23 protein-coding genes and 5 tRNA genes are annotated in these 25,226 nt (G+C 70.0%); 11 read left to right on the top strand and 17 right to left on the bottom strand.

The genetic code is table 11. The annotated features are described in order from the left end of the window. Positions 1-51 precede the first annotated feature (51 nt). The 4 genes from QFZ74_RS22610 to leuC all read right to left on the bottom strand — a co-directional run bounded on the left by QFZ74_RS22610 (position 52) and on the right by leuC (position 3,372). On the bottom strand, positions 52-687 hold the full coding sequence (locus tag QFZ74_RS22610) for an HU family DNA-binding protein (protein WP_307622634.1): 636 nt from the start codon (positions 685-687) through the stop codon (positions 52-54). A 137-nt stretch (positions 688-824) separates the two neighbouring features. After that, the gene (locus QFZ74_RS22605) at positions 825-1,055 is read right to left on the bottom strand and encodes a hypothetical protein (RefSeq protein ID WP_307622633.1); all 231 of its coding nucleotides are present in this window, start codon (positions 1,053-1,055) and stop codon (positions 825-827) included. A gap of 287 nt (positions 1,056-1,342) precedes the next feature. After that, complete coding sequence (gene leuD, locus QFZ74_RS22600) at positions 1,343-1,936, bottom strand: 3-isopropylmalate dehydratase small subunit (RefSeq protein WP_307622632.1); 594 nt, start codon at positions 1,934-1,936, stop codon at positions 1,343-1,345. Between the two features lie 5 nt (positions 1,937-1,941). Then, positions 1,942-3,372, bottom strand: coding sequence for a 3-isopropylmalate dehydratase large subunit (leuC, locus tag QFZ74_RS22595; protein ID WP_307622631.1), 1,431 nt, complete (start codon positions 3,370-3,372; stop codon positions 1,942-1,944). A 182-nt stretch (positions 3,373-3,554) separates the two neighbouring features. On the opposite strand from leuC, the gene ndgR reads away from it, so the two are divergent. Then, positions 3,555-4,271 carry an IclR family transcriptional regulator NdgR gene (gene ndgR, locus QFZ74_RS22590; RefSeq protein ID WP_307622630.1) on the top strand — a complete coding sequence of 239 codons (717 nt, stop codon included), beginning with the start codon at positions 3,555-3,557 and terminating at the stop codon, positions 4,269-4,271. A 73-nt stretch (positions 4,272-4,344) separates the two neighbouring features. Here ndgR and QFZ74_RS22585 read toward each other — a convergent pair whose 3' ends face one another. Beyond that, on the bottom strand, positions 4,345-4,842 hold the full coding sequence (locus QFZ74_RS22585; RefSeq protein ID WP_307622629.1) for a DUF4188 domain-containing protein: 498 nt from the start codon (positions 4,840-4,842) through the stop codon (positions 4,345-4,347). A gap of 133 nt (positions 4,843-4,975) precedes the next feature. On the opposite strand from QFZ74_RS22585, the gene QFZ74_RS22580 reads away from it, so the two are divergent. After that, positions 4,976-5,620 carry a MerR family transcriptional regulator gene (locus QFZ74_RS22580; RefSeq protein ID WP_307624246.1) on the top strand — a complete coding sequence of 215 codons (645 nt, stop codon included), beginning with the start codon at positions 4,976-4,978 and terminating at the stop codon, positions 5,618-5,620. Positions 5,621-5,675: 55 nt separating this feature from the next. On the opposite strand, the gene QFZ74_RS22575 is transcribed toward QFZ74_RS22580, so the two are convergent. From QFZ74_RS22575 to QFZ74_RS22535, 9 genes are all read right to left on the bottom strand, one after another. After that, positions 5,676-5,748: transfer RNA gene (locus QFZ74_RS22575), tRNA-Glu, on the bottom strand. Positions 5,749-5,776: 28 nt separating this feature from the next. Beyond that, positions 5,777-5,848: transfer RNA gene (locus QFZ74_RS22570), tRNA-Gln, on the bottom strand. A gap of 19 nt (positions 5,849-5,867) precedes the next feature. Next, positions 5,868-5,940: transfer RNA gene (locus QFZ74_RS22565), tRNA-Glu, on the bottom strand. 29 nt (positions 5,941-5,969) lie between these two features. After that, positions 5,970-6,042: transfer RNA gene (locus QFZ74_RS22560), tRNA-Glu, on the bottom strand. Between the two features lie 39 nt (positions 6,043-6,081). Then, positions 6,082-6,153 (bottom strand) — tRNA-Gln (locus tag QFZ74_RS22555). 90 nt (positions 6,154-6,243) lie between these two features. Next, on the bottom strand, positions 6,244-6,975 hold the full coding sequence (locus QFZ74_RS22550) for an HAD family hydrolase (protein WP_307622628.1): 732 nt from the start codon (positions 6,973-6,975) through the stop codon (positions 6,244-6,246). 116 nt (positions 6,976-7,091) lie between these two features. Continuing rightward, the gene (gene gltX, locus QFZ74_RS22545; protein ID WP_307622627.1) at positions 7,092-8,567 is read right to left on the bottom strand and encodes a glutamate--tRNA ligase; all 1,476 of its coding nucleotides are present in this window, start codon (positions 8,565-8,567) and stop codon (positions 7,092-7,094) included. Beyond that, positions 8,560-9,345, bottom strand: a complete 786-nt coding sequence (locus tag QFZ74_RS22540; protein ID WP_307622626.1) for a fumarylacetoacetate hydrolase family protein — start codon at positions 9,343-9,345, stop codon at positions 8,560-8,562. The genes gltX and QFZ74_RS22540 overlap by 8 nt, the downstream gene beginning before the upstream one ends. A 197-nt stretch (positions 9,346-9,542) precedes the next feature. Next, positions 9,543-9,719: a hypothetical protein gene (locus QFZ74_RS22535; protein ID WP_307622625.1), complete on the bottom strand. Its 177-nt coding sequence runs from the start codon at positions 9,717-9,719 to the stop codon at positions 9,543-9,545. Positions 9,720-10,292: 573 nt separating this feature from the next. Between QFZ74_RS22535 and QFZ74_RS22530 the strand changes: the two genes are divergently transcribed. From QFZ74_RS22530 to QFZ74_RS22495, 8 genes are all read left to right on the top strand, one after another. After that, positions 10,293-13,910 carry a nitrate- and nitrite sensing domain-containing protein gene (locus tag QFZ74_RS22530; RefSeq protein ID WP_307622624.1) on the top strand — a complete coding sequence of 1,206 codons (3,618 nt, stop codon included), beginning with the start codon at positions 10,293-10,295 and terminating at the stop codon, positions 13,908-13,910. A gap of 9 nt (positions 13,911-13,919) precedes the next feature. Continuing rightward, positions 13,920-14,333 carry a roadblock/LC7 domain-containing protein gene (locus QFZ74_RS22525; protein WP_307624245.1) on the top strand — a complete coding sequence of 138 codons (414 nt, stop codon included), beginning with the start codon at positions 13,920-13,922 and terminating at the stop codon, positions 14,331-14,333. Positions 14,334-14,444: 111 nt separating this feature from the next. After that, entirely contained in the window at positions 14,445-14,843 is a 399-nt protein-coding gene (locus tag QFZ74_RS22520) for a DUF742 domain-containing protein (protein ID WP_307622623.1), read from the top strand. Beyond that, positions 14,824-15,399 carry an ATP/GTP-binding protein gene (locus tag QFZ74_RS22515; RefSeq protein WP_307622622.1) on the top strand — a complete coding sequence of 192 codons (576 nt, stop codon included), beginning with the start codon at positions 14,824-14,826 and terminating at the stop codon, positions 15,397-15,399. Before QFZ74_RS22520 ends, QFZ74_RS22515 begins: the two co-directional genes overlap by 20 nt. Before the next feature lie 380 nt (positions 15,400-15,779). Next, positions 15,780-18,959 (top strand): nitrate- and nitrite sensing domain-containing protein, encoded by a 3,180-nt coding sequence (locus QFZ74_RS22510; RefSeq protein WP_307622621.1) that lies wholly within the window; start codon positions 15,780-15,782, stop codon positions 18,957-18,959. A gap of 10 nt (positions 18,960-18,969) precedes the next feature. Next, the gene (locus QFZ74_RS22505; protein ID WP_005479603.1) at positions 18,970-19,383 is read left to right on the top strand and encodes a roadblock/LC7 domain-containing protein; all 414 of its coding nucleotides are present in this window, start codon (positions 18,970-18,972) and stop codon (positions 19,381-19,383) included. Positions 19,384-19,477: 94 nt separating this feature from the next. Next, positions 19,478-20,056: a DUF742 domain-containing protein gene (locus QFZ74_RS22500; protein WP_307622620.1), complete on the top strand. Its 579-nt coding sequence runs from the start codon at positions 19,478-19,480 to the stop codon at positions 20,054-20,056. Continuing rightward, a complete protein-coding gene (locus QFZ74_RS22495) occupies positions 20,037-20,618 on the top strand; it encodes an ATP/GTP-binding protein (RefSeq protein ID WP_307622619.1) in 582 nt (193 codons plus the stop codon). The genes QFZ74_RS22500 and QFZ74_RS22495 overlap by 20 nt, the downstream gene beginning before the upstream one ends. 204 nt (positions 20,619-20,822) lie before the next feature. Here QFZ74_RS22495 and QFZ74_RS22490 read toward each other — a convergent pair whose 3' ends face one another. Further along, positions 20,823-21,020 (bottom strand): acyl-CoA carboxylase subunit epsilon, encoded by a 198-nt coding sequence (locus QFZ74_RS22490; RefSeq protein WP_307622618.1) that lies wholly within the window; start codon positions 21,018-21,020, stop codon positions 20,823-20,825. 58 nt (positions 21,021-21,078) lie between these two features. Continuing rightward, positions 21,079-22,674, bottom strand: coding sequence for an acyl-CoA carboxylase subunit beta (locus tag QFZ74_RS22485; RefSeq protein ID WP_307622617.1), 1,596 nt, complete (start codon positions 22,672-22,674; stop codon positions 21,079-21,081). Between the two features lie 369 nt (positions 22,675-23,043). On the opposite strand from QFZ74_RS22485, the gene QFZ74_RS22480 reads away from it, so the two are divergent. Beyond that, positions 23,044-23,655 carry a YceI family protein gene (locus QFZ74_RS22480; RefSeq protein ID WP_307622616.1) on the top strand — a complete coding sequence of 204 codons (612 nt, stop codon included), beginning with the start codon at positions 23,044-23,046 and terminating at the stop codon, positions 23,653-23,655. A gap of 117 nt (positions 23,656-23,772) precedes the next feature. On the opposite strand, the gene QFZ74_RS22475 is transcribed toward QFZ74_RS22480, so the two are convergent. Continuing rightward, complete coding sequence (locus tag QFZ74_RS22475) at positions 23,773-25,176, bottom strand: hypothetical protein (RefSeq protein ID WP_307622615.1); 1,404 nt, start codon at positions 25,174-25,176, stop codon at positions 23,773-23,775. Positions 25,177-25,226 lie beyond the last annotated feature (50 nt).

The following is a 25,226-nucleotide window of genomic DNA, read 5'->3' as shown; positions in this document are numbered from 1 at the left end:
GCTCCCGAGGGAGCCCGGCCCGGCGCGTGTGTGCCCTGTGTGCCCTTACGCCTAGCGGGCGGTGGCCTTCTTGGCGGTGGTCTTGCGCGCCGTCGACTTCTTGGCCGGGGCCTTCTTGGCCGTGACCTTCTTCGCCGGGGCCTTCTTGGCCGCCGCCTTCTTGGCCGTGGTCTTCTTCGCGGCCGTGGTCTTGGCGGTGGCCTTCTTCGCGGGGGCCTTCTTCGCGGTCGTCTTCTTCGCGGCGGCCGTGGTCTTCTTGGCCGGGGCCTTCTTCGCGGTCGTCTTCTTCGCCGCGGCCTTCTTGCCCGCGGCCTTCTTCGCGGCGGCCTTCTTGACCGTCGCGGCGGCGCCCCCGGTCAGGCTGCCCTTGGGCGCCTTCTTGACGGCGACCTCGCCGCCTCGGGGGAGCTTCTTGGTGCCGCTCACCAGGTCCTTGAAGCCCTGGCCGGCGCGGAAGCGGGGCACCGAGGTCTTCTTGACCCGAACCCGCTCGCCCGTCTGGGGATTACGGGCGTAGCGGGCGGGGCGGTCCACCTTCTCGAAAGATCCGAAGCCGGTGACCGAGACCCGGTCGCCCGCGACGACCGAGCGGACGATGGCGTCCAGGACCGCGTCGACAGCGTCGGCGGCCTGCTGGCGGCCCCCCATCTTGTCGGCAATCGCTTCTACGAGCTGCGCCTTGTTCACGTCTTCCCCTTCGGAGACATCGCCAGAACGAATGTGTTCAAGCTTTTTCGCACGTTAGGCAGATATATACCGCAAATCAAACACGAAACGGGCTAATCACCCTTGTGCCGCAACAGACTCGGCCGCCTCGGACTTGTTCAGCGTTCCTCTTGTGGGAATCGACCCTCGTCGAGGTCTGCGGTGAACCGTTCGAGACGCCTTGCCGCGTCGGCGAGATCGTGCTTGGCCACGGCCGTAATGACCAGCAGCTTCCGGGTCAGCGCCATCCGTACGCCCTCCGGGACTTGCAGTGCGCGCACTCTGGCGTGCGCTTCCTTCAGTTGGTCCGCGACCGCCGCATAGAGCTGGAGTTGGCCGTCGTGTTCCATGCACAGATTGTGCCATCTGGGGCGAGTTGTCGCCTGCGCAGGGGGCAACTGCGGTCTTCGGCGGCGTTGCGTGGACGCTCGCGAGCCGCTCCCGCGTGACCCGCCTACCCCGTCAATCGCCCTTTCAACATGGGAAGTTGACCCATCTCGCCGAGCCGGCCGGCACCACTTGGGCCCCGACATGGCTGTACCCCCAATCGTGGCGATCGGGGGTACAGATGGGGCGTTGCGGTGGCCGAAAGTCGACGGCCCGGCCTGGTGGACCGGGCCGTCGGGGGGCCGTTGGCTCAGACCTTGAGCGTGCGCGGCTTGTACGCGGGGCGCTTCGCCTCGTAGGCGGCGATGTCGGCCTCGTTCTGGAGGGTGATGGAGATGTCGTCGAGCCCGTTCAGCAGCCGCCAGCGGGAGTTCTCGTCCAGCTCGAAGGGGGCCGTGACGCCCTCGGCGCGCACCTCACGCGCCTGGAGGTCGACCGTGATCTCGGCCTGCGGGTCCTTCTCGACGAGCTCCCACAGCGCGTTCACCGTGTCCTGCTCCAGCACCACCGTGAGCAGGCCGTTCTTCAGCGAGTTGCCGCGGAAGATGTCGGCGAAACGGGAGGAGATCACGGTCTTGAAGCCGTAGTTCTGCAGGGCCCAGACGGCGTGCTCGCGCGAGGAGCCGGTGCCGAAGTCGCTCCCGGCAACCAGGACGGTGGCGCCCTGCCGCTCGGGCCGGTTGAGCACGAACTCCGGGTCCTTGCGCCAGGCCTCGAACAGCCCGTCCTCGAAACCGTCCCGGGTCACCTTCTTGAGCCAGTGAGCAGGGATGATCTGGTCGGTGTCGACGTTGGAGCGCCGCAGCGGGACGGCCCGGCCGGTGTGCTTGGTGAAGGCTTCCATGTGTCTCAGACTCCAGCGGGCGTACGGGTGTCGGCGGCGGACAGGTCGGCGGGGGACGCGAGGTGGCCGAGGACCGCGGTGGCAGCCGCGACCTGCGGCGACACCAGGTGCGTACGCCCGCCCTTGCCCTGCCGGCCCTCGAAGTTGCGGTTGGAGGTGGACGCGGAGCGCTCCCCCGGGGCCAGCTGGTCGGGGTTCATGCCCAGGCACATCGAGCAGCCCGCGTGCCGCCACTCGGCGCCGGCCTGCTTGAAGACGACGTCCAGCCCCTCGGAGACGGCCTGGAGGCCCACGCGCGCGGAGCCCGGGACGACCAGCATCCGTACGCCGTCGGCGACTTTGCGGCCCTGGAGGATCGCGGCCGCGGAGCGCAGGTCCTCGATGCGTCCGTTGGTGCACGAACCTACGAAGACGGTGTCCACCTTGATGTCGCGCAGCGGCTGCCCGGCGGTCAACCCCATGTATTCCAGGGCCTTTTCGGCGGCGAAGCGCTCCGACGCGTCTTCGTACGAAGCCGGATCGGGGACGGCGGACGAAAGCGGCGCGCCCTGGCCGGGGTTGGTGCCCCAGGTGACGAACGGCGCGAGCGCGTCGGCGTCGATGACGACCTCGGCGTCGAAGACCGCGTCGTCGTCGGTCCGCAGCGTCTTCCAGTACGCCACGGCGGCGTCCCAGTCCTCGCCCTCGGGGGCGTGCGGGCGACCCTTGAGGTAGGCGAACGTGGTCTCGTCCGGTGCGATCATGCCCGCGCGGGCGCCGGCCTCGATCGACATGTTGCAGATGGTCATCCGGGCCTCCATCGAGAGATTCTCGATGGCGGAGCCCCGGTACTCCAGGACGTACCCCTGGCCGCCGCCGGTGCCGATCCGCGCGATGATCGCCAGGATCAGGTCCTTTGCGGTGACGCCGTCGGGCAGCTCACCCTCGACGGTGATGGCCATCGTCCTGGGGCGGGCCATCGGCAGCGTCTGGGTGGCCAGGACGTGTTCCACCTGCGAGGTGCCGATGCCGAACGCCAGGCCGCCGAACGCCCCGTGCGTGGAGGTGTGCGAGTCGCCGCAGACGACCGTCATTCCGGGCTGGGTCAGGCCGAGCTGCGGGCCGACGACATGGACCACGCCCTGCTCGACGTCGCCCAGCGAGTGGAGCCGGACGCCGAACTCGGCGCAGTTCTTGCGCAGCGTCTCCAACTGGACGCGGGAGACCGGGTCCGCGATGGGCTTGTCGATGTCGAGGGTCGGGGTGTTGTGATCCTCGGTGGCAAGGGTGAGGTCGAGACGGCGCACGGAGCGGCCGCTCTTGCGCAGCCCGTCGAAGGCCTGCGGGCTGGTGACCTCGTGCAGCAGGTGCAGATCGATGAAGAGGAGGTCCGGTTCGCCCTCGGCACGCCGGACGACATGGTCGTCCCAGACCTTCTCCGCGAGTGTCCTACCCAACGCTTTCCCCTTTTTCCTGGCTCGCCCGCCGCCGGGGCTCGTGGCCCCTCGGCCTGCTCGCCGCTGGTCTCGGGCATTGACGCCGGTCCCGTCCGCGACGGGTCCGCTGTGGATTTCCAGAGTGGCGCGTTCCACGGAAAACTGAACTTGCGTTTCACAGAGTGAGACATGAGTATCGTTGCATGGACAACAGTAGCGGCGTCGGCGTTCTGGACAAGGCGGCCCTCGTCCTGAGCGCTCTGGAGTCCGGTCCGGCCACCCTCGCGGGTCTGGTCGGGGCCACCGGACTGGCACGACCCACGGCCCACCGCCTGGCCGTGGCCTTGGAGCACCACCGCATGGTGGCGCGGGACATGCAGGGCCGGTTCATTCTCGGTCCGCGCCTGACCGAGCTGGCCGCGGCGGCGGGCGAGGACCGCCTGCTGGCCACCGCGGGCCCGGTGCTCACCCACCTCCGGGACCTGACCGGCGAGAGCGCGCAGCTCTACCGTCGCCAGGGCGACATGCGCATCTGCGTCGCCGCGGCGGAGCGTCTGTCCGGACTGCGGGACACGGTCCCGGTCGGCTCCACGCTCACGATGAAGGCCGGCTCCTCGGCACAGATCCTCATGGCCTGGGAGGAGCCGGAGCGCCTGCACCGGGGGCTGCAGGGCGCCCGCTTCACGGCGACGGCCCTGTCGGGCGTACGGCGCCGCGGCTGGGCCCAGTCGATCGGTGAGCGCGAGCCGGGCGTCGCGTCCGTCTCCGCGCCCGTACGCGGCCCGTCGAACCGCGTGGTGGCCGCGGTCTCCGTCTCCGGCCCCATCGAGCGCCTGACGCGCCACCCGGGCCGGATGCACGCCCAGGCGGTCATCGACGCCGCCGCCCGCCTCTCCGAGGCCCTGCGCCGCTCGAACTGACCCGTCTCCTCCGGAACCCACCGGGGAGGGCCCGCCTCAACGCCGCGGCAGGTCCTCCCCCGACGAGTTCCGCTCACTCCGCGGACGGCGCCCGCTGCCCGAGCCGCTCGGCAGCCCGCTCGCCCCGACCCGCGACCGGCACGACGCCCGTGGCCGCGCCCAGCCCGAACGCGGGCATGTTCACGTACACGGACTCGTAGGACCCGGCCGGCACGACGTACGTCTCGTGCCAGAGGCCGACCTTGCCCCTCCCCTCGCGCAGCCGCCGGTTGAACGCGGCCCACGCCGGCCGGTGCTCCTTGCCCTGCGCCGACGCGTAGGCGAGGAGCTTCTCCTTGGACTCCCAGTACTGCACGACGTACAACACCCGCGGAAAGCCCAGCAGAAGCTGGAATCCCAGCAGTCCGCTGCCCTTCTCGCGCGCCAACTCCGCGATCATCGGCGGCATCGCCCGGGACACCGGCACCCAACTCCGCAGCGCGGCGAAGCTGTTGATGCGCATCCCGATGAGGAAGACGACGATCTCGTCCTCCGCCGCGGCGGTCATGCGCCCCTCGATCGGCTCGCTCATGACGTCCCCCATTCCCTGTCGCTGTTCTGCCTGTCTCCCTGGCCGTGGCGCGTTGGATAGCTGGACTATCCATGCTTGGATAGTGGCACTCTCCAAAGAGGGGCGCAAGAGGAAGCACGAAGGCGAGGCGGACATGCGACTGGCGGAGCTGAGCGAGCGCGGCGGGGTCTCCACGGCCACGATCAAGTACTACCTGCGCGAGGGCCTGCTCCCGGCCGGTCGCCGGATCACGGCGACCCAGGCCGAGTACGACGAGGAGCATCTGCGCCGGCTGCGTCTGGTGCGGGCACTCATCCAGGTCGGCGGGATCACGGTCTCCTCGGCCCGCGAGGTGCTCGCGGCCCTCCAGGACGAGGGCCTCGCCCACCACGAGCGCCTGGGCACGGCCGTCTACGCGCTCCCCCACGGCCCGGCGCCCGCCGCGGACGACCCGGCGACGGGCGAGGCCGCCCGGCGCGCCGACGAACTGGTGCGGCGCCTGGGCTGGGGCCACGGCACGGACCTGGTCCAGGCGCCCGCGTACGGGATGCTGGTGGGCGCGATCGCGGCGCTCACCCGGCTCGGATACCCGTGCGCCGTCGAGGACTTGGAGCCGTACGGCCGGGCGATGGGCGCTCTCGCCGGCTCCGACCTGGATCTGCTGGAGCGGTACGGCGGTTCGGCGGACGAGCAGGTGGAGGCGGCGGTGGCGCTGACCGTGCTGTACGAGCCGGTGCTGCTGAGCCTGCGGCGGCTGGCCGAGGCGGAGGAGTCGCGGCGCCGGTTCACGGGGAAGTGACGGCCCCCGCACACGCCGAAGGCCCTCCACCGAAGTGGAGGGCCTTCGAACCGCGTACCCCCGACCGGATTCGAACCGGCGCTACCGCCTTGAGAGGGCGGCGTGCTAGGCCGCTACACAACGGGGGCGAGGATCAAGCGTTTCCGCAGATCCGAGCTGGTCTACCTGGACTCGAACCAAGACTAACTGAACCAGAATCAGTCGTGCTGCCAATTACACCATAGACCAATGCGGTTTAGACCAGCAGTACCCCCGACCGGATTCGAACCGGCGCTACCGCCTTGAGAGGGCGGCGTGCTAGGCCGCTACACAACGGGGGCCCTAGCGATCCCGAGTTGATCGAGATCAGTACCCCCGACCGGATTCGAACCGGCGCTACTGCCTTGAGAGGGCAGCGTGCTAGGCCGCTACACAACGGGGGCTTTGCGGATGTGCTCCGCGGTGCAGATGAGCTCTGCGAGCTGGCCTACCTGGACTCGAACCAAGACTAACTGAACCAGAATCAGTCGTGCTGCCAATTACACCATAGGCCACTGGAACGCAAGCCCCGGAGGGGATTTTGTTCTAGCTACGCTCCCGGTTCCCGGCCTTTCGGCCCGCTCCCCGGCGGCGCAGGAAGAACATTACCCGAAGGTGGACGGGGCTCCAAAACGGGTATGCGCGCCGAGGATCGCGGGGAGTTCGGAGAGGGCCGTGATCCGGTGCGGCGGGGCCGCCCCGGCGCCGACCGCGGCCGCCCCACGCCGGTCGATCAAGACGGACAGCAGCCCGGCCTCGGCGGCGCCCCGCCCGTCGATCTCCGGGTGGTCCCCGACGTACGCCACCTCGTGCGGGGGCAGGTCCAGCGCCGCGCACACCGCCAGGAAGGCACCGGCCTCCGGCTTGGCCATGCCGAGCTCGGCGGCGCAGAGCACGACCTCGAAGCGGTCGCGGAGGCCGAGGGTGCGCAGCTTGTGCTCCTGGACGGTGATGCTGGAGTTCGACAGCACCGCGTGCCGGTGACCGGCGGCGAGGACGTCCAGGGCGGGCAGGACGTCCGGGAACAGGCTCCAGGCGGCCTCGTAGTGGGCGACGTAGCGCCGGAACCAGCCCTCGGCCTCGGCGTCGGTCAGCGGGGCGTCCAGGAACTCGCGGACCCGGTCCCGGCGCTGCTCCTCGAAGCCGGCCTCCCCCGCCTCGAAGCGCCGCCAGTTCCGACTGGTCGCCGCCCTCCAGCGCGCGAGCGCCCGCTCCACGGACCCGTCCCCGTCCAGCAGCCCCTCGGCCGCCAGATGCGCCCGCATCCCGGCCCGGTCCGCGGACGTGTAGTCGAACAGCGTGTCGTCGACGTCCCAGACCACGGCGCGGATGCTCATGACCCGACGGTAGCGCGGGGCCACGGAGCGCGTCCGGGAAACGGCGGGGCCGGGGCGGACATGCGTGAGGGGCGGCACCCGGAACCAGCCGGGTGCCGCCCCTCAGGCGTCTCGCGTCACGCCGCCAGCTTGGCCAGGGCCGCGTCGATGCGGGACAGGGTCTTCTCCTTGCCCAGGATCTCCAGGGACTCGAAGAGCGGGAGGCCGACCGTGCGGCCGGTGACGGCCACGCGGACCGGGGCCTGGGCCTTGCCGAGCTTCAGGCCGTGGGCCTCGCCGGCGGCCAGGACGGCCTCCTTCAGGGAGTCCGGAGAGGTCCAGTCGGCCGACTCCAGCTTCTCGCGGGCCGTGCGCAGCAGGGCGTCCGAGCCCTCCTTCATCGCCTTCGTCCAGCTGGGCTCGTCGAGGACCGGCTCCGGGAGGAACAGGAAGTCGACGTTGTCCGTGATCTCGGACAGGACCTTGAGACGGGTCTGGGCGTGCGGGGCGACCGCCTGCCACTTGGCCTCGTCGAAGTCCTCCGGCGCCCAGGGGGCGAACGGGGCCTGCAGCCACGGCCGGCAGCGCTCCGTGAAGTCCTTCACGTCGAGCATGCGGATGTGGTCGGCGTTGATCGCCTCGCACTTCTTCAGGTCGAAGCGCGCCGGGTTGGGGTTCACGTCGGAGATCTCGAAGGCCGCGACCATCTCCTCGACCGAGAAGATGTCCTGGTCCGCCGAGAGCGACCAGCCCAGCAGGGACAGGTAGTTGAGCAGCCCCTCGGGCAGGAAGCCGCGCTCGCGGTAGAGGTTCAGCGACGACTGCGGGTCGCGCTTCGACAGCTTCTTGTTGCCCTCGCCCATCACGTACGGCAGGTGGCCGAAGGCCGGGATCCGCTTCGCGATGCCCAGCTCCATGAGCGCCTTGTACAGGGCGATCTGGCGGGGGGTGGAGGAGAGCAGGTCCTCGCCGCGCAGGACGTGGGTGATGTCCATCAGGGCGTCGTCGACCGGGTTCACCAGCGTGTAGAGCGGGGCGCCGTTGGCGCGGACGATGCCGTAGTCCGGCACGTTCTCCGGGGTGAACGTCAGCTCGCCGCGGACCAGGTCGTCGAAGGTGATCGTCTCGTCCGGCATGCGGAAGCGGACGATCGGCTCGCGACCCTGGGCCTTGTACTCCTCGACCTGCGCGGCGCTCAGCTCGCGGCAGTGGCCGTCGTAGCCGGAGGGCTTGCCGGCGGCGCGGGCGGCCTCGCGGCGGCTGTCCAGCTCCTCCTGGGAGCAGTAGCAGTGGTAGGCGTGGCCGGCGTCCAGGAGCTTCTGCGCGACGTCCTTGTAGAGGTCCATGCGCTGCGACTGCCGGTACGGCGCGTGCGGGCCGCCGACCTCGGGGCCCTCGTCCCAGTCGAAGCCCAGCCAGCGCATCGCGTCGAGCAGCTGGTTGTACGACTCCTCGGAGTCGCGGGCCGCGTCGGTGTCCTCGATGCGGAAGACCAGGGTGCCCTGGTGGTGCCGCGCGAACGCCCAGTTGAACAGGGCGGTGCGGACCAGGCCCACGTGCGGGTTACCGGTGGGGGACGGGCAGAAACGGACGCGTACGGGTGCGCTAGCCACGCTTTACAACCTTGTTGGTGAGAGTGCCGATGCCTTCGATGGTGACGGCGACCTCGTCGCCGACACTCAGGGGGCCGACCCCTGCAGGGGTGCCGGTGAGGATGACGTCGCCGGGCAGCAGCGTCATGGCCTCGGAGATGTTGACGATCAGGTCCGCGATGGGATGGATCATCTGGCTCGTGCTGCCGAGCTGCCGCTGCTCACCGTTGACGGTGGTCTGGATGGTCAGGTCGGACGCGGTGGCGAGGTCGATGTCCGTCTCCACCCAGGGGCCGAGCGGACAGGACGAGTCGAAGCCCTTGGCGCGGGCCCACTGGGCCTCGCGCTTCTGTACGTCGCGCGCGGTGATGTCGTTGGCGCAGGTGTAGCCGAGGATGACGTCCTGGACACGCTCGCGCGGGACCTCGCGGCACATACGGCCGATGACCACCGCGAGCTCGCCCTCGTAGTCGAGCTGCTGGGTGAACGGCGGGTACTGGATCTCGTCGCCGGAGCCGACGACCGAGGTCGACGGCTTGAAGAAGGCGAACGGGGCCTCGGGCTCCGCGTTGCCCATCTCCCTGGCGTGCTCCGCGTAGTTGCGGCCGAAGGCCACGACCTTGTTCGGCAGCACGGGCGGAAGCAGCCTGACCTTGCTCAGCGGCACCTTCGTGCCGGAGAGCTCGTATTCCGCGAACGGGATGCCCTTGATGATGTCGAGGACGAGTTCGTCCTGCTTGTCACCCTCGACCGCGCCGAAGGCGACGTTCCCGTCGATGGAGAACCTGGCGATGCGCACGGGATCCTGCGCCCCTTACCTGAGAAGACCGAGCCGGCTGGAGTCTGACGCTCCAGGCTAACGCGGCAGGGGCCCGCGACCTCGCGGATTACGGCGTACGGCGAGCGGATTACGGCGTACGACGAAGGGCGCCGCTCCGAAGAGGGCGCCCTTGCGGCCGGCGGGACCGCGGCGCGCGGCCGCGGTCCCCGCGGGTCCTACTCCGCGGCGACGGCCGCGACCGGGATCTCCATGAGGATGGTGCGCCGGGGGTTGGCGGTGTTGGCCGGGAGGTCGACGGCGTGCTCCGGCAGTTCCGGGATCTGCAGCGCCTCCGCGTCCTCGAGGTGCGCCAGAGTCGTACGACGCGGGTTGGCTATGTTGCGGAACATCATCGTCTTCACGGTGGTACGAACCCTGTCCTGTCGGCCTTGGCAGAGGCATGCCTCTTGTAAAGCGTCAGGCTAAACATGCGATTCAGCGCCGAAGCCGTGAATTACCCATGATCACCGTGTGAGTTTGCTCACGGCCCCGATCACAATTCGGTCAATTCTGACGGGCAACCCGGCCCCACGAAACGGACATTGACCAACTGAAGCCAACATTCCGCTCCTGATCATGGCGACTGGGACAGCCCTCATCCCGTGGCGACTCGCAGGAATAAGTCCGTTATGTGCGAGATCATTTTCCACGCTTCGTGATCCCGCACTCACGTGCGGTCACCACCGCCCCGGCCTTACTCACGGGCCTTGTTGGGAGATCCGGCACTGTGCTGGAATCCCCTGGACCGCCGCAGGACCGAACCGGCGTACACGGGGCGCAGCAGCGCCGAAGTGGCGGGAGACGGGGGAGCCGGCGCCGGTTGCTGACGACCACCCGGGGAGCGTATTCAGGGCGCTCTCCACGACGCCGACACCGTGTCCTTCCGTTCACCCGGAGGGGCGCCTGGTCCAGAGGTTGCGACGCTAGTGCAGGGACGTTTCAAGAGGGATGGCAGCGCTCCGGCGGAGTCGGAGGCGCGTGGTGGGACCGACCGCGGATCCTCGCCCCAGCACGCCCAGAAGCCGGGCCTGTCCTCCGGCGGCGGCGGTGAGCGCTCCGGGCGCCCCGGCACGCCGTCAGCGAAGCCCAGCCCCACACCGACCGTGAAGCCGTCGTCGACGGGGCCGGCCGAGTCCGGCTCGCGCCTGGCGCTGCGCAACTGGCGCATCTCCACGCGCCTGGTGTCGCTGCTCGCGCTCCCCGTGGTCGCGGCCACGTCGCTGGGCGCGCTGCGCATCAGCGACTCCATGGACAACATCCAGCAGCTCGACAACATGAAGCTGCTGACGGACATGACCAAGCAGGCGACCGAGCTGGCCGCCGCGCTCCAGGAGGAGCGCGATGAGTCCGCCGGCCCGCTGGCCCATGGCCTGAAGGCGACCGACTACACCGTCAAGGGCGTCCAGGAGAAGACGGACCGGGCGGACAAGAACTTCGAGGACGCCGCCGAGCGGATCGACGCGGCGAGCAAGAACGGTCAGCTGCTGGGCGTCCGCGACAGCCTCGTCGGCCTGACCGAGCAGCTGAACAGCCTCTCCCGGATCCGTCACGACGCCTACCAGTCGAAGGACAACTCGACCCGGACCGTCGAGGCGTACCACCGGCTGATCACCCAGCTGATCGACCTCTCGCAGGACATGGCCGAGGCGTCCAGCAACCCGGAGATGATCCAGCGCACCCGCGCCCTGGCGGCCTTCTCCAGCGCCAAGGAGTACGCCTCCGTCCAGCGCGCCGTCATCGCCGCGGCCCTGCCCGCCAACAAGACGACCACGGGCGACATCTCCGAGAACGACCGCCTCTACGCCCAGTCCGCGCTCCAGAGCGAGGACTCCGAGATCTCCATCTTCCGGAAGATCTACGCCGACGAGGGCGCCGAGGAGATACTCCGGCCCATCGACGAGGGCAGCCCCACCATCGAGTCCGCAGACAAGTACGCCCAGCGGGCACTCGGCAGCCCGAACGGCCTGAGCGGGCTTCCGAAGCGCTCGTACCGCGACTGGATCGACGACAGCTCGGTCAAGATCCTGGAGATGAAGAAGATCGAGCACGGGCTGCTCGAGGACATGGAACAGAAGGCACGCGAGCTGCGCTCCTCCTCCGAGGAGGAAGCGATCATCTCCGGTGCGCTGATCCTGCTGGTGCTCGGTGTCTCGCTGGTCGGCGCGTTCGTCGTGGCCCGCTCCATGATCCGCTCGCTGCGCCGGCTCCAGGACACCGCCACCCGCGTCGCCCAGGACCGTCTGCCCGAGCTGGTCAAGCAGCTGTCCGAGTCCGACCCGCAGGACGTCGACACGTCCGTGGAGTCGGTCGGTGTGCACTCCCGGGACGAGATCGGCCAGGTGGCCGCGGCCTTCGACGACGTGCACCGCGAGGCGGTCCGTCTGGCGGCCGAGCAGGCCCTGCTGCGGGGCAACGTCAACGCGATGTTCACCAACCTCTCGCGCCGCTCCCAGGGTCTGATCCAGCGTCAGCTCTCGCTCATCTCCGAGCTGGAGTCCCGCGAGGCCGACCCGGACCAGCTGTCCTCGCTCTTCAAGCTCGACCACCTCGCGACGCGCATGCGCCGTAACGGTGAGAACCTCCTCGTCCTCGCCGGTGAGGAGCCCGGCCGCCGCTGGACCCGCCCGGTCCCGCTGGTCGACGTGCTCCGCGCCGCCGCCTCCGAGGTGGAGCAGTACGAGCGCATCGAGCTCGCCGCGGTCCCGACCACCGAAGTCGCCGGCCGCGTCGTCAACGACCTCGTGCACCTGCTCGCCGAGCTGCTGGAGAACGCGACCTCCTTCTCCTCGCCGCAGACCAAGGTCAAGGTCACCGGTCACGCCCTGCCCGACGGCCGGGTGCTGATCGAGATCCACGACACCGGTATCGGTCTGTCCCCCGAGGACCTCGCCGCCATCAACGAGCGGCTCGCCGCGCCGCCCACCGTGGACGTCTCGGTCTCCCGGCGCATGGGTCTGTTCGTGGTCGGCCGTCTGTCGCAGCGCCACGGCATCCGCATCCAGCTGCGCCCGTCCGACTCCGGTGGTACGACCGCGCTGGTCATGCTGCCCGTCGACGTCGCCCAGGGCGGCAAGAAGCCCGCTCCGGGCGGCAAGGGCGGCGCCCCCGCGGTCGGCGGTCCGGCCGCGGCGCAGGCCGCCGCGGGTGCGGCGGCAGCGCGCCGTAACGGCGGTCAGGGCGGCGGTGCCTTCGGTGCCGCCGGCGGCCCGTCCGGCGGACGTCTCGGTGCCGGCGCCTCGCCTCGCGGTCAGGTCGGCTCCGGTGCGGGTCCGCGGGCCGAGCTGCCGGGCGCGGGCCAGGGCGGCCGTCCCGGCGGGCCCGGCTCGCGCGGACCGCAGGCTCCGTCGGTGCCCCAGCAGGGCCGACCGCAGCAGGACGCCTTCGGCGGCAGCTTCGGCGCCCAGGCGCCGGGTGCCCCGCAGGGTCTCCAGGCCGCCCAGCCGGGCGGTCCGCAGCAGGACGCCTTCGGGGGCGGCGGCCGCGGCCCCTCCCCCATGCAGCAGCGTGACAACGGCGCCGACCGGGGCCGTCAGCCGCAGCTGCCGGCGCGCGGCGGCGCACGGCCCGAACTGCCGGGCGGCAGCGAGCAGCGCACGCCGAGCTGGAGCGACGGCAACGCCCAGCCGTCGCTGTCCCGCGCCCCGATGGACGCTCCGCGCGGCCACGACCAGGACTTCCACGGCCAGGGCGGCGCCCAGAACGCGGGCCAGTACCCCCACCCGGGCATGGGCGGCCAGCAGGACACCGGCCAGTTCCCGCAGCAGGACACGGGCCAGTTCCCCCACCCGAACTCGGGTGGTCAGCAGGACACGGGCTCGTTCGTCCGCTCGGACATCTTCGGTGCGCCGGGCGGCCGGCAGTCGGGGCCGTCCACGGGCCAGGTCGCCGCTCCGCAGTCGTACGACGCCGGCTCCACCGGGCAGTTCCCGGCGCAGGGCTACGAGGCACCCGCCGCCGGGCGGCACTCAGCGCCCGGCCGCCGCGACAACGCCGCCAACGCCAACTCCCCGCAGCACACGGGTCAGTTCGAGCGCCCGCAGGCGCCTCAGGCCCCGCAGCAGCGGCAGGCCCGTCAGGTGCCCGAGGCACTGCCGTCGGCGGATGGCGGCGACGGCCGTACGCCGCTGTACGACACCCTGGAGACCAACTGGTTCCACGGTCAGCAGCAGGCGGGCGGTCCGGCGCAGGCGCCGCAGGCCGCCGGTCCCGAATCCGCTTCCTCCGCCAGGCAGCAGCGCCCCTCCGCCGCCGCCTGGCGCAGCTCGCCCAACGACGACCTCGTCCGTCAGGCCGAGCGCGTACGCCAGCCCGCAGCGGGCGGCGTCACCACATCCGGCCTGCCGCGCCGGGCACCCGGGGCGAACCTCGTCGCCGGTACCGCCCAGCAGCAGCCGCAGCACCAAACCGGTCCGCAGGTCTCGCGTGCGCCCGACGACGTACGCGGTCGGCTGACCAATCTCCGTCGGGGTATCTCGCAAGGTCGTCAGGCCAGCAGCGGCCAGACCGGCAGCTTCCCGAGCCCCACTCACCAGCAGGAGCGTTAGTTGAGCCAGATGAGTCAAGCGGCACAGAATCTCAACTGGTTGATCACCAACTTCGTGGACAACACCCCAGGGGTGTCCCACACCATCGTGGTGTCGGCCGACGGCCTTCTGCTGGCGATGTCGGAGGGATTCCCACGGGATCGCGCCGATCAGCTGGCGGCCGTCGCGTCGGGACTCACCTCGCTCACGGCCGGGGCGTCCCGGATCTTCGAGGGCGGCAGCGTGGCGCAGACGGTGGTCGAGATGGAGCGGGGATTTCTCTTCCTCATGTCCGTCTCGGACGGCTCGTCCCTGGCCGTTCTGGCCCACCCGGAGTGCGACATCGGCCTCGTCGGCTACGAGATGGCGCTCCTCGTGGACCGCGCGGGGGCGGTCCTCACGCCCGACCTGCGCGCCGAACTGCAGGGAAGTCTGCTCCACTGACCGACCCCGGATCCACCCGTCTCACCAAATCACCGTCCGGCCGACACAATCCCCCCACCGGCCCCGTCAGACGGCACGACTGACCAACTTGCTGTCCCGCCCGGAGGATTCATGACACCGCCCACCGCCTCCCATGATCCGTACGCGCAGCCGTACGGGGACGAGGGCGACGAGCCGTTGGTACGCCCGTACGCGATGACGGGAGGCCGGACCCGGCCTCGCTATCAGCTCGCCATCGAGGCCTTGATCAGCACCACCGCGGACCCCGCTGCGCTCATGGGGCTGCTTCCCGAGCACCAGCGCATCTGCCACCTATGCCAAGAGGTGAAGTCGGTGGCCGAGGTGTCGGCCCTGCTCGCCATGCCCCTGGGCGTGGCCCGGATCCTGGTGGCCGACCTCGCCGAGGCCGGCCTGGTCGCCGTCCACCAGCCGGGCGGCGACGAGAACAACGGCGGTGCACCGGACGTGACACTGCTCGAAAGGGTGCTCAGTGGACTTCGCAAGCTCTGACGGAGGCCGGGCGACCACCTCCGCGAAGATCGTGGTGGCGGGCGGCTTCGGCGTGGGCAAGACCACGTTCGTCGGCGCCGTCTCGGAGATCAACCCGCTGCGCACGGAGGCCGTGATGACGTCCGCCAGCGCGGGCATCGACGACCTCACGCACACCGGGGGCAAGACGACCACCACGGTCGCCATGGACTTCGGCCGTATCACCCTGGACCAGGACCTGATCCTGTACCTCTTCGGTACGCCCGGTCAGGACCGTTTCTGGTTCATGTGGGACGACCTGGTCCGCGGCGCCATCGGCGCCGTGGTGCTGGTCGACACCCGGCGGCTGGCCGACTGCTTTCCCGCGGTCGACTACTTCGAGAACAGCGGTCTTCCCTTCGTCGTCGCCCTCAACGGCTTCGAAGGACATCAGCCCTATGCACCCGAAGAGGTGCGTGAGGCGCTCCAGATCGGACCGGACGCCCCGATCGTCACGACGGACGCCCGGCACCGCTCGGACGCCAAGAGCGCGCTGATCACACTCGTCGAGCACGCCCTCATGGCACGCCTGAAGTAGCACTCAAGTCAGGAGTGACATACGGCAGTTGTCGTAACGTCGCCGGATCCGACTGTGGCCTTTGACACGGTCGGCTCCGGCGTTCATAACGTTTCGGCAGAGGAATCCGGTGGTATCACCACGCGTCGCGCACAACCGATGTCGCTGCGCTCACAAAGGTCCCGCCATTTGACGGGGCTCGCTCTTTATGACCGATTTATCGGCGGCTTGACGTCCCCGCTTTCCCTGATTCCGGCTGTTTGGAAGAGGGCTGGTCGACGTGCTGGAATGCCTGAACTGCCCATTAGTCAAGGCCGTACTGAAGAGTGGTCGAAGACACACCGGGCGCTGAGAGTCTGCGGCACGACGTAGGTGCCCGCCGCCGAGAGGTTGTTGGTCGAGTGAGGCGAAGCAAGAACGGTCCCGAGCCGTCGGCGCGGGGCAACTTCACCCCGCCGCCGCGCGCTGCGGCGCCCGCCCCTGTGCCCGGTCCTGAGCCAGCGGCCGATCCCGCCCCCAGTGGCGGCCGCTTCTCCCCGAGCAACTGGCGAGTGCCGACGCGGCTGAACGCGATCCTGCTCATTCCCGTGCTGGTCGGCCTCGTCATGGGCGGCTTCCAGGTGAAGAGCTCGATCGACACCTGGAACGAGGCCCGCGACGCGGAGAACACCGCGCTCCTGGTCCGCGCCGCCGAGACCTACGCCAACGCGCTCTACATCGAACGTGACACCAGCGCGGCCCCGCTGCTGCTGAAGAAGGACCAGGCCACGGTCACCGCGGTCCGCAAGAAGACGGACCAGGCCGCCGAGGCCTTCCACCAGGCCGCGCAGAACGCGCCCGAGACGCCCGGCCTCCAGCGCCGGCTGCGGCTGTTCGGCGAGGTGGAGCCCACGCTCCAGAACCTGCGCGCGGCCGCGTACACCACCAAGCTCAACGGCGTACAGACCGAAGAGGGCTACGTCAAGGTCGCCCACCCCCTGATGGAGTTCGCCAACGAACTCGGTCTGGGCACCGGCAACATCACTTCTTACGGCCGTACCGTCTACGCGATGTCGCTCACCAAGGCGGCCCTGTCGCTCGAGCGCTCGATCGGTATGCACCTGCTGATCAAGCCGGGTCCCGACGCCCCGAACCTGACCACGCAGCGCACCTCGCTCGCCTCGTACGCCTACCTGGAGCGCATCGCCGTCGAGGAGTACCTCGGCGGTGGCACCGACGAGGACACCCAGAAGCTCGAGGACGCCGAGCAGGCCGTCAAGGACAAGGGCGCGGCGATGGCCCGCGAGGCCAAGCTGAAGAACCCGGCCTACGTCCCGCCGCCGGCCAAGCCGGAGACGTTGATCGGCGCCGTGGCGAGGATGCCGGACACCAGCCCCCTCACCCGCCAGGCGCTCGCCCAGAAGGGCATCACCCCGGAGAACTGGTGGGCGGTCAACACCCTCAAGTTCGACGCGTACCGCAAGATCGAGTCCGACCTGGCCGACAACGCGGTGAAGGAGGCCTCGGGCATCGCCGACGACGCCCGTACGTCCGCCTTCATCACCGGTGGTGTGGTCCTCCTCGCCCTGCTCGCCGCGTTCGCCTTGGCCGGCATGGTGGCGCGCCAGATGAGCCGCGCGATGCGCAAGCTGCGCCACGCCGCCTTCGACGTCGCCGAGCAGCGTCTGCCGATGCTGGTCGACCAGCTCTCCCGCACGGACCCGGGTCGCGTCGACACCCGTGTGACGCCCATCCCGATCACCACCACGGACGAGATCGGCGAGGTCGCCCGCGCCTTCGACCAGATCCACCGCGAGGCCGTGCGGCTCGCCGCCGAGCAGGCTCTGCTCCGGGGCAACATCAACGCGATCTTCACCAACCTGTCGCGCCGCAACCAGTCGCTCATCGAGGGTCAGCTGACCCTGATCACCGACCTGGAGAACAACGAGGCCGACCCGGACCAGCTGGAGAACCTCTTCAAGCTGGACCACCTCGCGACCCGTATGCGCCGCAACGGCGAGAACCTCCTCGTCCTCGCCGGCGAGGAGCCGGGCCGCCGCTGGGACCAGCCGGTCCCGCTGGTCGACGTCCTGCGCGCCGCCTCCTCCGAGGTGGAGCAGTACGAGCGCATCGAGCTCTCCGGCGTTCCGGAGGCCGAGATCCACGGCCGCGCCGTGACCGACCTCGTGCACCTGCTCGCCGAGCTGCTGGAGAACGCCACCACGTTCTCCTCCCCGCAGACCAAGGTCCGCGTCACCGCGACCCGTCTCCCCGACGGCCGCGTCATGGTCGAGATCCACGACAAGGGCATCGGCCTCACGGCCGAGGACTTTGCCGAGATCAACCACAAGCTCGCCAACCCGCCGAGCGTCGACGCCGCGATCTCGCAGCGCATGGGCCTGTTCGTGGTCGGCCGCCTCTCCGACCGGCACGGCATCCGCGTCCAGCTCCGCCCCTCGGGCGAGCAGGCGGGTACGACCTCCCTGGTCATGCTGCCCGACGCGATCACCCACGGTGGTGGCGGCGACCAGCAGGCCCGCGAGGAGTTCACGGTCTCGCAGATCATCCCGGAGCAGGACTTCCGGGGCGAGAGCTTCAACCCGCAGCCGCAGCCGCTGCGCACCGCGGCCGAGCTCGGCTTCGACGACAGCCGCTACGAGGTTCCGGACGACATCCGCGAGCTGGACCCGGTCGGCCGTTCCCTCATGCGCGAGGAGCGCCGTGCGGCCCTGGAGGCCCAGACGCACGGCCAGGAGCCGCACGAGCTCCAGCCCGGCCAGCAGCACGCCCCCGAATCTCCCGCGTACGGCGGCGAGTTCGACGGGCGGCAGGACTACGCCGCCCCGGCTGACTTCCCGGAGCAGCACCAGGCCGGCTACGGCCAGCAGCAGCCCTCGTACGACGAGCAGTACTTCGCGCCGAACGGCGGCATGCAGCAGCAGAACGACGCCTTCTCCGCGAACGGCGGCTACGCCGAGCCCGGTTACGGCGAGCAGCAGTCCCAGGGCTACAACGAGCAGTCCTTCCAGGACGACTGGCCGCAGCAGGACGGCGGTTACCAGAACGGGTACCCGTCCCAGTACGCTCCGGAAGCGGAATCGCCGCAGGCCGGTGACGTGAGCGCGTCGAACGGCGTAGGCTTCGACCGTCCGGGACGGCCCTCCCCCGCTGCCTCCCCGCTGACCGACGCCGGTCTGCCCCGCCGTGGCCCCCTCGCGGGCGGCCCGAACGGCAACGGCGCGAGCGGCATGGGGCACACGCGGCAGGAGACGCCGGCCCCCGCGGCGGACAACACCAACACCGGTGAAGACAGCTGGCGTTCGGCCAACGACGAGCGCTGGCAGCAGGCTTCGCAGCTGCGCAAGCCGAAGGCGGGCGGGGTCACCTCCTCCGGTCTGCCGCGGCGGGTACCCAAGGCCAACCTGGTCGAGGGCACCGCCGAGAGCACCCCCCAGGGAGGCCCCCAGGTCTCCCGCGCCCCGGAGGATGTCCGGGGCCGACTGAGCAACCTGCGCCGGGGCGTCCAGCGTGGACGCAGCGCAGGCAGTGAAACGAACGGCCAGGGCTTCGGTCCTGACAGCACCTACAACCAGGAGCGTTAGTGTGAGCCCGATGAGCCAGGCGGCACAGAACCTGAACTGGTTGATCACCAACTTCGTGGACAACACCCCGGGGGTGTCCCACACCGTGGTGGTCTCCGCCGACGGACTCCTTCTGGCGATGTCCGAAGGCTTCCCGCGCGACCGCGCCGATCAGCTCGCGGCCGTCGCATCCGGTCTGACGTCTCTGACCGCAGGCGCCTCTCGGATCTTCGAGGGCGGCAGCGTGAACCAGACAGTTGTGGAGATGGAGCGAGGATTCCTCTTCATCATGTCCGTATCTGACGGTTCGTCGCTCGCGGTCCTGGCCCACCCGGAAGCGGACATCGGACTCATTGGGTACGAGATGGCCCTTCTGGTGGACCGCGCGGGCACGGTCCTTACCCCGGATCTCCGTGCGGAGCTCCAGGGAAGCCTTCTCAACTAACAACCAGACGATGCGTGTTCGTGTCCCGTGCCCGTAAGGTTTCGGGACGCGGCGCCCCATGGATGGGTGCCCGGCGCAGTCGGAGGAGGAGAAAGTGGCAACACCCCCAGGCAATTCGTCTTCGGGCAACTGGTCGTACGGACCTGCCCAGGGCCAGGGCCCGGGCGATGGTTCGGCGAACCCGTACAACTTCCCCTCCGCTCCGAGCCACCAGCAGCCGTACGCGCCGCAGGGTCCAGGCCCTTCGCCGTACGATCAGCCGCTGGCGCCGCGTATCCAGCCGGTGCAGCCGCCGCAGCGTCGCCCCGAGCCGGCGTCCGCCGGGGCATCGAACAACCCCCTGGTCCGTCCGTACGCCATGACCGGCGGCCGGACCCGCCCGCGGTACCAGCTCGCCATCGAGGCACTGGTGCACACCACCGCGCAGCCGCACCAGATGCAGGGCCAACTGCCCGAGCATCAGCGGATCTGCAACCTCTGCCGTGAGATCAAGTCGGTGGCCGAAGTCTCGGCCCTCCTCACGATCCCTCTCGGCGTGGCCAGGATCCTCGTCGCCGACTTGGCGGAGGCGGGCCTGGTCGCCATCCATCAGCCCGGCGGCGACGAGAACGCCGGTGGCCAGCCAGACGTGACACTGCTCGAAAGGGTGCTCAGTGGACTTCGCAAGCTCTAGCGGCGGTCCTTCCCGCTCCACCACTTCCGCGAAGATCGTGGTGGCGGGCGGCTTCGGCGTGGGCAAGACCACGTTCGTCGGCGCCGTCTCGGAGATCAACCCGCTGCGCACAGAGGCCGTCATGACGTCCGCTTCGGCCGGCATCGATGACCTCACCCACACCGGGGACAAGAAGACCACCACGGTCGCCATGGACTTCGGCCGCATCACCCTGGACCAGGACCTGATCCTGTACCTCTTCGGTACGCCCGGTCAGGACCGCTTCTGGTTCATGTGGGACGACCTGGTCCGCGGCGCCATCGGCGCCATCGTCCTGGTCGACACCCGCCGTCTCGCCGACTGCTTCCCCGCGGTCGACTACTTCGAGAACAGCGGTCTTCCCTTCGTCATCGCCCTCAACGGCTTCGACGGCAGCCAGCCGTACCAGCCGGACGAGGTCCGCGAGGCTCTCCAGATCGGCCCGGACACCCCGATCATCACGACGGACGCCCGCCACCGCGCGGACGCCAAGTCGGCGCTGATCACCTTGGTCGAGCACGCCTTGATGGCACGGCTCCGGTAAAAGCGCACGCACAACGAAGGGCGGGGCCTCCACTCGTGGAGGCCCCGCCCTTCTTGCTGGTAAGAGAAGCCGCGGCGGCCAGGCACACGGACAGGGGCCCCGCTTCCCAGTGGCTGCACCGGACCCGAGCTTGATGCACTCCCCCGCACAGGAAAGGGGCCCCTCGTGACGAGGGACCCCTTTCCTTCTGCTGAGCGGCGCAGCCTACGCGTGCCAGCTGTGCGGCGCCCGGAAGCCGGGCTCGCGCTCCAGGCGGCGCCAGCCGGCCTTCGCACGGCCGCGGTGGGTCTGGGTGGTGGCGGCGGGCTGAGCGGCCGCGCGGGCGAGGAGGACGGCCGTGATGGCGGCGACTTCCTCGGGGTCGGCGTGGCCCTTCTCGACGCGGATGTCAGGGGTGTTCATGGATGTGGGTCTCCGTGAGAGAGGGGTGCGCGGGGATGCCGCGCAGGGTCCGCGGGGGTTACTGCGGGGGGTTGCCGTGCTTGCGGGAGGGCAGGTCGGCGTGCTTGGAGTGCAGCATCGCCAGCGACTTGACGAGCACCTCGCGGGTCTCGGCAGGGTCGATGACGTCGTCGACCAGACCGCGCTCCGCCGCGTAGTACGGGTGCATCAGCTCGGCCTTGTACTCCTTGACCATCTTCTGCCGCATGGCCTCGGGGTCCTCGGCGTCGGCGATCTGACGGCGGAAGATGACGTTGGCCGCGCCTTCGGCGCCCATCACGGCGATCTCGTTGGTGGGCCAGGCGTAGGTGAGGTCGGCGCCGATGGACTGGCTGTCCATGACGATGTACGCGCCTCCGTACGCCTTGCGGAGGATCAGCGAGATCCTCGGCACGGTCGCGTTGCAGTAGGCGTAGAGCAGCTTCGCGCCGTGCCGGATGATCCCGCCGTGCTCCTGGTCGACGCCGGGGAGGAAGCCCGGCACATCCAGGAAGGTGACGATCGGAATGTTGAAAGCGTCGCACATCTGGACAAAGCGTGCAGCTTTTTCACTGGCCTCGATGTCCAGCACACCGGCCAGCACCTGCGGCTGGTTGGCGATGATGCCGACGACCTGGCCGTCGAGGCGGGCCAGGGCGCAGATGATGTTGCGCGCCCAGCGCTCGTGGACCTCCAGGTACTCGCCGTCGTCGACGATCTCCTCGATGACCTTCGCCATGTCGTACGGCCGGTTGCCGTCCGCCGGGACCAGGTCGAGCAGCGCGTCACCGCGGCGGTCGACCGGGTCCGAGGACTCGACGCGCGGCGGGTTCTCCCGGTTGTTCTGCGGGAGCATCGACAGGAGGTAGCGGACCTCCCCGATGCAGGTCTCCTCGTCGTCGTACGCGAAGTGGCAGACGCCGCTCGTCTCGGCGTGCACGTCCGCGCCGCCGAGGCCGTTCTGGGTGATCTCCTCGCCGGTGACCGCCTTGACGACGTCCGGGCCGGTGATGAACATCTGCGAGGTGTCGCGGACCATGAACACGAAGTCCGTGAGGGCGGGGCTGTACGCCGCGCCGCCCGCGCACGGGCCGAGCATCACGCTGATCTGCGGGATGACGCCGGACGCCTTGGTGTTGCGCTGGAAGATGCCGCCGTAGCCGGCGAGGGCGGAGACGCCCTCCTGGATACGGGCACCGGCGCCGTCGTTGAGGGAGACCAGGGGCGCACCGGCCGCGATGGCCATGTCCATGATCTTGTGGATCTTGGTGGCGTGGGCCTCGCCCAGCGCGCCGCCGAAGATCCGGAAGTCGTGGGCGTACACGAAGACCGTACGGCCCTCGACCGTGCCCCAGCCGGTGATGACACCGTCGGTGTAGGGCTTCTTCGTCTCCAGGCCGAATCCGGTCGCCCTGTGCCGGCGGAGCTGCTCGACCTCCTGGAAGGAGCCGGGGTCCAGCAGCAGCTCGATGCGCTCCCGGGCGGTCAGCTTGCCCTTGGCGTGCTGCGCCTCGGTCGCCTTCTCGCTGGGTCCCGCCAGCGCCCGCGCACGGATCTCATGGAGCTCGGCGACGCGCCCGCGCGCGTCCGCCGGCTCGCTGGTCGACTCACCCGTGGCATCTTCCAAAACGGTCATGTAGCGACCATACGAAGGACACCGAGGAAAGCGAGCCGTCGACTCCGTACAGTCTCCGGCCCGTTTTCCTGGTACCCCTGAACAGAACCTCGCCGATATGCAGCCGTTCCGACTGCTCAGAGGGCTTGACGCTTGTAGGGGTGTCACAAAGACGGCCCTCGTAAGACGCCTCACATTCACCCCTGGCGCATGCCATCCCCGGAGTGACATGGAGCCCTCGAACGGAGGCGGCCGGCGCGCTCAGATCGCAGCCGTTCGAGACACACCCGTCGAGGATGTTGAAAGTTGAACCGAATGGGTCTATGGTCGTCTCCATCAACCTCGTTGAATATTCAACTTCAACGGGATTCCCACCAAGGAGCAGCAGTCATGGGCATCTTCGGCCGCAAGACCACCGACGAGACCACCCCCGCCGCCGCGCGCGCCGCGGTGAACCCCGAGCTGGCCGCCCTGAACGGCGACTACACGATCGACCCGTCGCACACGACGCTCGGCTTCACCGCCCGCCACGCCATGGTCACCAACGTCAAGGGCGCCTTCCTCGACTTCTCCGGGTCGGTCCACCTGGCCGGGGGCGACCCGGCGAAGTCCTCGGTCTCCGTCGACGTGAAGATGGACAGCATCGACACGGGCAACGCCGACCGCGACGGGCACCTGAAGTCCGCAGACTTCTTCAAGACGGACGAGTTCCCGGCCATGGAGTTCCGCTCCACCAAGGTGGAGGCGCTCGGCGGCGACGACTTCCGAGTCACCGGCGACCTCACGATCATGGGCGTGACCAAGCCGCTCACCATCGACCTCGAGTTCAACGGCTCCGCCAAGGACCCGTTCGGCAACGAGCGCATCGGCTTCGAGGGCAAGGCGCAGATCCTGCGCTCCGACTGGGGCCTGACCTGGAACGCCGCGCTGGAGACCGGCGGCGTCCTGGTGTCCGACAAGATCAAGCTGAACTTCGACGTCTCGGCGATCAAGAACGCGTGAGCCGGGCGGAGTACCGCCGTTCCCCGCTCCCGCCCTACGAGCGCGCCCGTCCTCCACTCCCCGTACCGGAGGACGGGCGCTCGGCTGTCCGCGGCCTGGCCGGCCGGGCCGTCCGGCTCAGAAGCCGCCGCCGCCGAAGTCCCCGCCGCCGCCGAAGTCCCCTCCCCCGCCGTCCCCGAAGCCGCCGCCGTCGCCGAAGCCGCCGCCGAAGTCGCCGGTGTCGAAGTCCGCACCGGACATGTCGCCGCCCTCGTAACCTCCGCCGCCGAAGTCGCCGTACCCGGTGCCGTAGTCGGCCGCATACGACGGGGTCGCCATCATGCTGCCCAGCAGCGTGCCGACCAGCAGGCCGGGGAGGATGCCGCCGCCGAAGTAGCCGCCGGCCCAGGGCCCGTAGGCCGGGCCCGCGTCCCAGTACGGGCGGCGGCCGTAGTCGGTGTCGACCTCGCGGACGGCGGGGTCGAGGCCGTCGGCCAGCCGGGTCCGGTCGGCCGCGCAGACGGGAACCTCACGGGTGGCCCCGCCGGGCGGGGTCCAGGACGCGTCGGCGACCGAGGGGCCGTGACGGGGGTCGAAGAAGCACGGCGGGCGGCGCTCCGGGAGCGGCCGGCCCTTGCGCCGGGCATCGAGCTGCGCGAGGGAGAACCGGCCCTCCTCCAGCGCCTCGGTGACGGCGCGCACGTCCTCGGGCCTGCGCGCCTCGGCCATGGCGGCCTTCGCCTTCTCGTAGGCGTTCAGCGAGCGTTCGTAGTCCGCGCGCATCGCGTCGTCCGCGCCCGGCTCGGCGGGATGGAAGTCCAGGCGGTCCAGTTCCTCGCCGAAGGCGGTGATGTCCTCGTCGACCACCACCCGCAGCCGCTCCAGGGCGGCCCGCTGCTCGTCCTCACGCCGTCGGCGGCCGCGCCGGACCAGCGTGTACGCGCCCACGCCACCGAGCACGATCACCGCGCCCGCGACGATCAGAGCGGTACCGGACACGCCGCCGTCACCGGAGCCGCCCCAGGCCGCGGGGGCATGGCCGCCCATGTTGGTCAGGGCGCGGCCGGTGAAGTCGGTCAGCTGGGTCTTGGCGTTCTCGCCCTGGACGCTGCTGGTCAGGTTCCGCACGGCCGCGCCGGACATCACCGAGTGGTCGGCGCGGGCGTCGAAGCGGTCGCCGAGGCGGATGGCGTACAGACCGGTGACGCCGGTGGCCGTGCGCAGGTCGGAGAAGAGGTTCTTCGTCGGGTAGCCGGCAGGCAGGACGGCGACGAACAGCGGCTTGTCGGCGTCCTTGATCTGCTTGCTCAGCGCGTCGGCGTCCGCCTTCGACAGCTGGCCCGAGGCCGCCGGGTCGACGTACACCGGGTTCTTGCGGAGGGCCTCGGCGATGGCCGAGACGCTGGTCGCCGCCGCGGCGCGCGGTGCGCTCACCGGCGCGGCAGCCGCCACCGCGCCCGGTGTCAGCACCGCCCCGGCGATGAGCACCAGGGCTGCCAGCAGCAGTGCCGGGAGGCGTTTGATCCGTAGCACGGCCTTCATATCTCGACGCTACCCGAAGCCCTCCGAAAACCGGGCATGACCTAGGAACT

The organism is Streptomyces sp. V3I7 (assembly GCF_030817495.1).
Taxonomy (GTDB): domain Bacteria; phylum Actinomycetota; class Actinomycetes; order Streptomycetales; family Streptomycetaceae; genus Streptomyces.
The sequence above is the reverse complement of the archived record's forward strand: the minus strand, read 5'-3'. Positions and strand labels throughout refer to the sequence as shown.